This is a genomic window from Aeromonas enterica, from assembly GCF_054052465.1.
On the sequence record NZ_JBSTYL010000028.1, the window covers coordinates 46580 to 56576 of the forward strand.

10 protein-coding genes are annotated in these 9997 nt (G+C 59.7%); 5 read left to right on the forward strand and 5 right to left on the reverse strand.

Features of this window, described 5'->3' with window-relative positions:
* Positions 1-28: 28 nt before the first annotated feature.
* Entirely contained in the window at positions 29-1030 is a 1002-nt protein-coding gene (locus ACW5XD_RS20850; RefSeq protein WP_456496531.1) for a sensor domain-containing diguanylate cyclase, read from the forward strand.
* Positions 1031-1185: 155 nt separating this feature from the next.
* On the forward strand, positions 1186-1605 hold the full coding sequence (locus tag ACW5XD_RS20855) for a hypothetical protein (protein WP_043141437.1): 420 nt from the start codon (positions 1186-1188) through the stop codon (positions 1603-1605).
* Between the two features lie 60 nt (positions 1606-1665).
* Here ACW5XD_RS20855 and ACW5XD_RS20860 read toward each other — a convergent pair whose 3' ends face one another.
* The 3 genes from ACW5XD_RS20860 to ACW5XD_RS20870 form a co-directional block, all read right to left on the reverse strand.
* The gene (locus ACW5XD_RS20860) at positions 1666-2016 is read right to left on the reverse strand and encodes a hypothetical protein (RefSeq protein ID WP_456496532.1); all 351 of its coding nucleotides are present in this window, start codon (positions 2014-2016) and stop codon (positions 1666-1668) included.
* A gap of 377 nt (positions 2017-2393) precedes the next feature.
* On the reverse strand, positions 2394-2723 hold the full coding sequence (locus tag ACW5XD_RS20865; RefSeq protein WP_456496533.1) for a hypothetical protein: 330 nt from the start codon (positions 2721-2723) through the stop codon (positions 2394-2396).
* An 84-nt stretch (positions 2724-2807) separates the two neighbouring features.
* Positions 2808-2996 (reverse strand): hypothetical protein, encoded by a 189-nt coding sequence (locus tag ACW5XD_RS20870; RefSeq protein WP_456496534.1) that lies wholly within the window; start codon positions 2994-2996, stop codon positions 2808-2810.
* 179 nt (positions 2997-3175) lie between these two features.
* On the opposite strand from ACW5XD_RS20870, the gene ACW5XD_RS20875 reads away from it, so the two are divergent.
* The 3 genes from ACW5XD_RS20875 to ACW5XD_RS20885 all read left to right on the forward strand — a co-directional run bounded on the left by ACW5XD_RS20875 (position 3176) and on the right by ACW5XD_RS20885 (position 6884).
* Entirely contained in the window at positions 3176-3898 is a 723-nt protein-coding gene (locus tag ACW5XD_RS20875) for a response regulator (protein ID WP_011707648.1), read from the forward strand.
* Between the two features lie 4 nt (positions 3899-3902).
* On the forward strand, positions 3903-5294 hold the full coding sequence (locus tag ACW5XD_RS20880) for an ATP-binding protein (protein ID WP_456496535.1): 1392 nt from the start codon (positions 3903-3905) through the stop codon (positions 5292-5294).
* Positions 5295-5468: 174 nt separating this feature from the next.
* Positions 5469-6884: a transporter substrate-binding domain-containing diguanylate cyclase gene (locus ACW5XD_RS20885; RefSeq protein WP_456496536.1), complete on the forward strand. Its 1416-nt coding sequence runs from the start codon at positions 5469-5471 to the stop codon at positions 6882-6884.
* Between the two features lie 31 nt (positions 6885-6915).
* Here the strand turns inward: ACW5XD_RS20885 and ACW5XD_RS20890 are convergent, their stop codons facing one another.
* Together ACW5XD_RS20890 and cspE are read right to left on the reverse strand one after the other, a co-directional pair.
* Positions 6916-8862 carry a ligand-gated channel protein gene (locus ACW5XD_RS20890; RefSeq protein WP_456496538.1) on the reverse strand — a complete coding sequence of 649 codons (1947 nt, stop codon included), beginning with the start codon at positions 8860-8862 and terminating at the stop codon, positions 6916-6918.
* A gap of 398 nt (positions 8863-9260) precedes the next feature.
* Positions 9261-9473 carry a transcription antiterminator/RNA stability regulator CspE gene (cspE, locus tag ACW5XD_RS20895; RefSeq protein ID WP_005316548.1) on the reverse strand — a complete coding sequence of 71 codons (213 nt, stop codon included), beginning with the start codon at positions 9471-9473 and terminating at the stop codon, positions 9261-9263.
* Between the last annotated feature and the right edge of the window lie 524 nt (positions 9474-9997).

A 9997-nucleotide genomic window follows, 5' to 3' on the forward strand; every position in this document is an offset into this window, starting at 1 on the left:
GCGGGGCTAGAGGGCAAGGATGGTCTCTATGCTGCAAGACAGTGACACGATCAGGATCTCGGACGTCAGCGAAGCCGTGGTACACGGCATTCTGGAGGTGGTCAGCGACGGGATCTGGGACTGGAACGCCAACACGGGTTTTGTCTATCGCAACCCCGGCTGGTATCAGATGCTGGGTTACGAGCCCCACTCCCTTGGCAACAACGTCTTCACCTGGGAGAGCGTGATCCACCCGGATGACATGGATCGGGTGATGGCCTGCTTCGATGCCTATCTGAGTGGCGCGGCAGCCGACTATCGGGTCGAGTATCGTTGCCGCAGCCGGGAGGGCCTCTTCATCTGGATTGAGGATTGTGGCCGCGTCATTGCCCGCAACCCGGATGGTTCTGTGGCCCGCATGATAGGCGCCCATCGCAATATCCATGCCCAGAAGCTGCTGTATGAACAGCTTGAGTCGCGCAACCAGTCGCTGGAACAACAGATTGCCGAGCGTACCGCCGAGCTGGTGCGGCTCAACGGGGTGTTGCAGCAGAAGGCGGAGGAGAACCGCCAACTGGCGGAGACGGATACCCTGACCGGGGCAGCCAGCCGCTATCGGCTGGAGCGGGTCATCAAGCTGGAGTGCGAGCGCGCCAGGCGCTTTCATCAGTCCTTCTCCGTCATCGCCATGGACGTGGATGACTTCAAGCAGATCAATGACAACCACGGCCACAGCGCCGGGGATCAGACACTGGTCAACATAGTGGCGCTGGTGCGGACGCACATTCGCGAGATTGACCTCATAGCGCGCTGGGGCGGCGACGAGTTCATGGTGGTGCTGCCCAATACGGGTCTGGTCGATGGCAGGCTGGTTGCCGACAAGCTGCGAGAGCTGATCGTGCGGTCACGGGTCTGCGAACACCTCGACATTACCCTGAGTTTCGGGCTGGCCGAATACCTGCCGGACGAGCCCATGGACCAGCTGATGGTTCGGGTGGATCGGGCGCTCTATCAGGCCAAGCTGGCGGGCAAAAACCAGATCTGCGAATAGCCGGATCCGTGGGGCCATCGGGTTGCCCCCGGTCTGCCTGTCGTCGGATTTTTCTCTTTTCCCCCCCGAATGCGTATTGACCGATCGATTGCCTTGACTCCGCCTGAGGGCACTGGTCTGATGCGCGCTCTTTAATCCCCACGAGACATGAATCGATGAAAAAGCGCATCCTGATTGCCCTGACTGCACTGCCCCTGTTCGCCCACGCCGGCCTGATGGATTCCCTGACTGATACAGTGACCAGCAGCGTCACCAGCAGTGCCAAAGAGATGGCCGGTACCGCCATGGACAGCGCCTCCAACGAAGCGATCAAGAAGGCACTGGATATCAAGGAAGGCGGTTCCAACAAGCAGGCCATCAAGGACAAGCTGGGCGCCCCGGCCAGCACCAAGACCGAAGCCGGTCTGGAAGTGTGGACCTATGACCTGAGCGCCCTGAACAAGGTATCGCCCATGCTGGCAGAGACCTCCAAGACCCTGTTCAAGGATGCCGAAGCCGCTCAGAAGAGTGTCGTCATCAAGTTTGAAGGCGAAACCGTCAAGACCCTGAACCTGGCCGACAAAGCCAAGGCCTGAGTCTGAACGACGTGCATGAAAAAGGGGCCCTCGGGCCCCTTTTTCATGCTGGCGATACGCTTACTGGTGCGCTTCGGCGAACTGCTTCATCGCTTCGGCGTGTTTGGTCATGCCATCGGCACGCAGCGTCAGGTTCTTTACAAACTCGGCTTGCTTGGCCGGGTCCTGGATTTTGTCATAACGCTGTTGCAGGTTGCTCTGGATCTGCTCCGGCGTCATGTTCTGCATGCGGGCCATCTTGTCGTGGCGGCCGCCATGGTGCTTGCCGCCCATCATGCCGCTGCCGTCCATCGGGCAGTCGGTCATCATGCCGGGCTGGGCGGTGGTGACGGCTTCGCTGGCGGCATAGGCGCCGAGCGGCAGGCCAAGGATCAGGGTAGCGGTCAGCAGGGTTTTGGTCAGGGTTTTCATGGTCTATCTCCTTGCGGATTGAGTTCGGGTTCGGCTTGCTCGCCTTGACCTTAAGTAAACACCAGACTGGTGTCTGAACTTTGCCAGCTGGAGCCTATTTTGTAGCAGAGTGTGACACGGGGACCTTGTATTCAGCGTTAACGAAAATCGGGTCGGTAATAATGTGCGCCAGTTATCGAGAATAGGCCCGTTACCATAAAAAGCCAGCATTAATCTGGTTGGTAAAATAATCAGTGGCCATTAGTCGACATATATGTCATGTGGTTGCAGAAAATAAAAATACCCCACCGGAGAGTGTCTCTGGTGGAGTATTTGTATGTTGCGAGTCAGGCTGCATCATGGTGGTAGTAAAACTACCAGGTTAATTAATAAGTTGGTCAGCGCTGGCGGCCGCTGCCGATGCCATAAGGCATACGATAGCTGCTGCTCTCGTTGTCCAGACTGAGGGTCAGGTTGCCCTGAACTCGCATCGGCAGACGGACTTGCTGCATCCCTTTCAGCTCGGCGGGTACTTGCTTGAGCACATCGCCGGAATCGTTGCGGATCATCAGGGTCGGGTTGGCGCTGCTGCTGCTGGCGTCATCGTGCCAATTGACGAACAGCAGGCCGGGGGCGGCGCTGACGTCAGCCGGAATGGCGGCTTGTGCCATGCCGACGTGGGCCAGTCCGGCCAGCATGAACAGGGCCAGGGTATTTTTCATCATCATTGTCTCCTTGGTATGGCTCGCCGAAGGATGCCGGCGTGGTATGCCATGGTGTCAGGCACAGCTCAGAGGCAGCGCTGTGTCGCATCATGGGGAAGGGAAGTGTTTCCCGCCGGGCGGGGGGATCTCGGCCGATGTGGTGCTGTTGGCATCCGATGGTGGTGCCTGTACCCGACTGGTGGTGTTATCCGGCTGGCGCGATTTGCCGGTTGCGGTTCTGGCAAGGGCTTCGCTGGCAGCATAGGCCAGTATGAAGGGCGTGGTGAGGGCCAGCATGGCCTGTCTCCTCGTGGGGCTATGGGGTACCCACAGTAAACAACTGCCTTGTGTCTGAACTTTGCCGAACGGGCGCTTTTTTGTAGCAGAGTGTGGCATCTTGCTGATCTGGCACACTTTGACACAAACCGTCCGGCAGATTTTCGTATACTCGTGCCAGCTCTAACAGGAGAGGCCTCATGAACCAAAGCAGCACCCACATTCTGGTGGTCGACGATCACAGCGAGATCCGCGATCTGCTGAAGCGTTTTCTGGAACAACACGGCCTGCGGGTCAGTTGTGCCCGGGATGGCAAGGAGATGAAGCGGCTGCTGGAGGAGCGGGAGTTCGATCTGCTGGTGCTGGATCTGATGATGCCGGGAGAAGACGGCCTGACCCTTTGCCGCGAGCTGCGGGCCAAGTCCAGCCTGCCCATCATCATGCTCACCGCCATGGGGGAGGAGACCGACCGCATCATAGGGCTGGAGATGGGGGCCGACGACTACCTCGCCAAGCCGTTCAATCCGCGCGAGCTGCTGGCCCGCATCAAGGCGGTGATGCGCCGCACCCAGGTCGAGCCGCAGCCGGCGGCCGAGACCTTGACCCGGGATCTGCGCTTCGATCGCTGGCTGCTCGACATCAACCGGCGCGAGCTGGTGGATGAGGAAGGGGTGGGCCTGAGCCTCTCCACCGCCGAATTCGACCTGCTGCGGGTCTTTCTGGAGCGGCCGCAGCGGGTGCTGAGCCGGGATCAACTGCTGGATCTGGCCCGTGGCCGCGAGGCGGTGGCGTTCGACCGGGCCATCGACACCTTGGTGAGCCGGCTGCGGCGCAAGCTGGAGCGGGATCCCAAGAACCCGGAGCTGATCAAGACCATCTGGGGCGGCGGTTACCTGTTCGCCGCCGATGTGACCCAGGTATAAGGCCGTGGGGATCCTCAAGCGTGGCTGGTCGAAACTGTGGCCCAAGGGGCTGACCGGCCAGATCATCCTGGTGGCGCTGGCCGGGCTGGTGTTGATCCAGCTGCTCAGCATCCAGATCTACCGTACGGATCGGGAGGAGGCGCTCGGCTACATCAACAGCCGCAACGCCATGCAGCGCATCGTCTCCGTGGTGCGGCTGCTGGCCCTCTCGCCCCCCTCCCTCTATGACGAGATCATCAAGGCGAGCCGCAGCGAGACCCTGCTGCTGCGCATCGCGGACGAGCCGCTGCAACCGGACAACCGCAGCCCCCGCTTCGAGCAGCTGGTGCGCTCCCGGCTGGGCTACCCCTCGACCCTGATGGTGGAGATCAGCGCCGAACTCAAGCAGGATGCCCAGCGCAGCCGTGCCTGGCAGCACCACAGCCGGATGATGAAGGATCGCAAGGGGATGCCGCCACCGCAGGACATGCGGCTGTACGGCTCCATCCAGCTGCCGCGCGGTGGCTGGCTGCAGTTCAGCTCGCTGGTGGACAAAGAGTCGGCCAGCTGGTCCTGGCAGACCACCCTCAACCTGATGCTGGTGGCGAGTCTGGTGATCGGCCTGATGATCTGGCTGTTCCGCCGCGCCACCCTGCCGCTCAAGCAACTGGCCGCCAACGCGGATCGGCTCGGCCGTGGCGAGGACATAGAGCCGCTGCGGGAAGCGGGGCCGACCGAGGTGCGCGAATCCATCCAGGCCTTCAACCGCATGCACACCCGGCTCGATCGTTTCGTGCAGGACAGAACCCGGATGCTGGCGGCCATCTCCCACGACCTGCGCACCCCCATCACCAGCCTGCGGTTGCGCACCGAGTTTCTGGACGAGGGAGAGGACAAGGAGCGGATCCAGCAGACCCTGCAACAGATGGAGCAGATGCTGGCGGCGACCCTCAGCTTTGCCAGGGAGGAGGGGCAGCAGGAGGCGACCCGGGAGCTGGATCTGGTCAGCCTGCTGGAGAGCCTGTGCGATGACTATGCCGACACCGGCCAGCCGGTCACCTGCCTGGCCGAGGGCAAGCAGGTCTATGCCTGCCGCGCCAATACCCTGCGCCGGGTACTGCAAAACCTCATCGGCAACGCCATCAAGTACGCCGGCAGCGCCGAGGTGTCGCTTGAGCGCACCGACAGTGAGTTGCTGATCCGGGTCTGTGACGAGGGGCCTGGCATAGATCCGGCTCGGCTGGAGGATGTGTTCAAGCCCTTTGTGCGGCTCGATGAGGCCCGCAACACCGAATCCGGCAGCGTGGGGTTGGGGCTCTCCATTGCCCGTACCCTGGTGCATCAGCACGGTGGCGAGTTGACTCTGCACAACCGCGCGCAGGGTGGGTTGGAGGCAAGGATCAGCCTGCCGCTGTGAACCTCATGACATCTATGTGGGGAGGGCGCCGACCAGGTGCCCTCCCCATGTTTATCTTGCTGTTATCTGACTGAAATCACGCCAATTTCATACTCGGTCATGCTTGTTCTTCTATGCTGAAGATGGTGATAATTGATGGCCGCATAGACGGCCAATAGCAAGGTTGGTGCAGGAATGGCGGTCTCTTCTGGTTCTGGATGGCGGGTGCGCAGTGGATGCTGCCTCCTGCTCTGTTTGCTGTGGCTGCCTGCCTGGGCGACGCCAGCCCCCAAACCCTTGATCGTGACCAACTCCAAGGCCTGGCAACCCTTCTCCTACCTCAATGAGGAGGGGCAGCCGGATGGCCTGCTGATCGATCTCTGGCGCGAATACAGTCGTGTTACTGGCCGCCCGGTCCAGTTCAAACTGGTGGATTGGCAGACCTCGCTTGACCTGGTGCGTACCGGCAAAGCCGATGTGCATGGCGGCCTGCTCTGGTCGCCGGAGCGCAATCCGCTCTATGACTATGGCCCGGCGCTCTCTAATCTCGATGCCCAACTGTTCTTCGCCAACTCCCTGCGCGGGTCGGACGTGAACTACTACCTGCAGCACGAGAGTGTGGGGGTGGTGACGGGGGGCTATGAGGAGTACTACGCCCGCAAGCACTTCCCCACCACTCGCCTGCGCACCTTCGATGACAACGACGCCATGCTGCGTGCTGCCTTCAGCGGCGAGCTTGATGCCTTCATCGCCGACCTGCAGGTGGCGAACTTCTATATCTACACCTCGGTGGATCCTACCCGTTTCATCCCGGTGCGCCACCTCTACAGCGACGAGATCCGTTTTGCCGTCGCCAAGGGCAATCAGGCCCTGTTGCAGGCGCTGGAACAGGGTTTTGCTCGCATCAGTGAGACGGATCGGGAGCGGATCATCCGCAAATGGATGCATATCGAGACCGTCTATCCGCTCCACCTCTGGCCCTGGTTGCTGGCGCTGGGAGGCATGGTGCTGCTGGTCTACATAGTTCAACTGCGACGGGCGGTGGCGAGCCGTACCGCCGAGCTGATCCAGGCCAATGCACGGCTTGAGCGCCTCGCCGGCACGGACTCCATGACGGGGATCCTGAACCGGCGCGCCTTTCTGCCCGAGTTTGAGTTGCGGCTAGCCAGCGGACAGGCCTCGGGCCTGCTGTTGTTCGACATAGATCGCTTCAAGGGGATCAACGATCACTTCGGTCACGGCGTCGGTGACGAGGTGCTCTCGGCGCTGGTCGAACGGGTACGGCTGGTATTGCCGGATGAGGCGCTGTTTGCCCGTATCGGGGGGGAGGAGTTTTGTATCAGCCTGCCGATGGCGGATATGGCTGCGCTGCAGGGCTGGGCCAGCCAGATAGGTCGGGAAGTGAGTCTGCGCAAGTTGCAGACCAGTGCCGGCGAGCTGGGACTGTCCATCAGTACCGGGGCGGTCTGGGTGCCGGATGGCGTCAAAGCCGATGGTCGACAGGTGTTGTTGCAGGCAGACAGGCTGATGTATGGCGCCAAATCGCTGGGGCGCAATACCTGGCAGGCGGCCTGTTATGCCGAGGAAAAGGAGAACGCGACAGAAGAGTAGGCCGCCGCCCTGGGTGGGCGGCGGCTTATCATCAGAAGTTGTAGGTCATCCCCAGGTTGTAGCGACGACCGTCCAGCACTGTGCCAAAGCTGGTGTAATCCACCGTCTTGTCGAACAGGTTGTAGATGCCGGCGGTCACATTCAGATTTTTGTTGGCCTTGTAGACCAGACCCGTGTCGAAGAAGGTGTATGAAGGCGTGCCCTCTGCCATCTTGACCCGGCTCAGGTAATCAGAGGTTTTGCTGCGGAAGTTGACCCGCGACCAGAGGCCGACCTCTTCTGTGGTCTGCCAGTCGACCGTGGTGTTGAACATGTGGCGCGGCATCTGGTTCAGTGCCTTGCCTTCCATCGGGCCGCTCTTCTGCTCGGACTGGGTGAAGGTATAACTGGAGGCCAGCGACCAATCTTCATTGATGGTCCAGTTGGCCGTCCCTTCCACCCCGCGCATGTTCGCCTTGTCGACGTTGATGCGGTCGCTGATGAAGTCATAGGTGTGACCGTTCAGGGTGCAGGAGGGATCGCTCTTGCTGCTGCAACGGCGGATCTCGGAGATCTTGTCCTCGAAGTCTGTGTTGAACAGGGTCAGCCCTGTGCTCAGTCCTTCCTGACCATCCCACAGCAGGGCGATTTCCTGGCTCACGCTGGTTTCCGGCTTGAGTTCCGGGCTGCCGACCAGCATGCCGTCCTGGGTGCCACCCCCCGTGGCCTGGCCCCAGTTGGCGGCCGACATACGCAGATCCGGTGAACGGTAGCCGGTGGAAACACCGCCCTTCAAGGTCCAGAATTCGGCCGGATGCCAGACCCCGTACAGACGCGGGCTCCAGTGGGTGCCGTAGTTCTGATCCCTGTCCATGCGCACGCCGCCGGTCAGGGCGAAGGTGTCGGTCAGTGCCCACTCATCTTCCACGAACAGCGCCCAGCTCCAGCGGGTCAGCTGATTGGCGCGGTTGGCCACGTTGAGCTGGTTGCCCTGATCCTGCAGATCCTCGTAGCGGTACTGGCCGCCCACGCTCAGGTAGTGATCCCCGAGCTCAAACTGGGTATGGGTATCGGCTATGGTGTTGATGATCTTCATCTGGCGGCCGGGGTTGGTGTTTTCTTCCCGCTGCAGATAGCTGGTGGAGGATCCGAAGTCGTAGCGGCCGTCGTGGGTGATGGCGTAGTTGGTGCGCTCGTAAGTACTCAGGCTGGGTTTTGACTTGGCCGAGAGGGATTCGCCCGGTGTGCGGTTGCGATCCTGCAGGCCGCGGCTGGCCTCGAAATCGAAGCGGTTGTGCTCGTCCGGGGTCAGGCTGAAGACGGCGGTACCGCTGCGCATCTCCTGCTCGGCGAAACCGTTCTGGAACTGATCCTCGCCACGGTGGGAGAGTTGACCGTTCAGGCGCACACCCAACAGCCCATCCACCAGCGCGCCGGCCGTGTAAGCATCGGTCTGGAAGATGTCGCCGGAGTCCTTGTTCTCCTGGAAGGTGGAGTCGGCATGCAGCGACCCCTGCCATGCCGTCATGTTGGCAGTCTTGCGGGTGATGACGTTGATGACGCCCCCCATGGCATCCGAGCCGTAACGGGAGGACATGGGGCCACGCACCACCTCGATCCGTTCGATGGCTTGCAACGGTGGCAACCAGCCCTGCTCTATGCCAGGGCCATCGCTGTTGGGGCGAGTGCCACGGCTGTCGACCCGCTTGCCATCCACCAGCATCAGCGTGTATTTGGAGCCCATGCCACGAATGCTGATGTCGCTGCTGCTGCCACCTCCGGTGATCACCACGCCCGGTACGTCTTTCAGGGCATCGGTCACGTCGCGATAGGCACGTTTTTCCAATTGTTCGCGGGTCACCACCGAGATAGAGGCGGCGGTATCCTCGATCTTCTGCTGGAAGCCGGAGGCGGTCACGACCATGACCTCCTGTTCGGCGGCATAGGCGTGAGAGGCGAGGGCGGCGAGAATGAGCGTGGTCAGCTTGTTGCGGTGCATTTTTATCATGTTGGCCTGAACTCTTTTAGTAAGAAGATGCATTCATCCTTTGGGTGAATCTATGGGGGTGGTTTCACCGCATCCCGCGTGAAACCCGGACCGGGCAGGTTCAATTGGATAATCCTCCCGTTTGTCGGCTGGCATTGTAATGATCATGAGATGATGTGTAAACGATAATTAATCTCATTAAGGTTGTGGTGCCATGCTAGAGGCAATCAGGAGATGCAGAAGGGGTAACGGAAGAAAAGGGAATGGCTAAGCAGAGGGGAAAAAGAGTCTGGGAGGAGGGGAAATGCTGAATCACAGGCAACAAAAAACCCGCCTGGGCGGGTTTTTTTAATTCTTGCAGAAGGTCTTCTCTGCAGGCGTTAGCGAGCGTGAAGGCTTCCTTGCTTGAATTACAGACCAACTACGTTGGCAGCAGCCGGGCCTTTCTGGCCTTGCTCGATGGTGAACTCAACGCGCTGACCTTCGTCCAGAGTTTTGAAGCTGGTGGACTGGATAGCGGAGAAGTGTACGAACACATCTTTGCTGCCGTCAGCCGGGGAGATGAAACCAAAACCTTTCTCAGCGTTGAAGAACTTAACGGTACCAGTCATTTTGTTAGACATAATAATTTCCTAAAATAGTGTTTTAAGTGCCAAGATTTGGCAATCTATGATTTTTCGTCAGCAATACGTATGGGGAGCACTAAAGAAGGAGAATTATTTAATAAGAACTATCGTAGATAACTCTTATACTAATCACTGCTTTACTAAAATGACTGCCTAACATAATCAGGTCTGAACTACCGAACCATCGAGAGAGATTAAAACATGCTCTCTTCGTTAAAGCAAACTTTATCTCAATATTAATTTCTGGTTATCGACGTGCTACCAACTTCATATTGTCACATGAGCCACGGGGTTCACTGGCGAGATTGAGCGCTGACGCCTGCTATGATTGGCTCTGGTTTTTTTGTGACTGTTTTCTGACTGGCGTAGAGGTGTTCCTGATCAAGGGCGGTATAGAGGTATAGAGAAGAGCTCTTCCTTGGTTGCCGCAGAGCCTTAACGGCAAACGCCCCCCCCCCCCGGGGCGGGGGGGGGGGGGGTGGTAAAACAATGGCGGAATAATCGCGGGCGGGGGAACATGT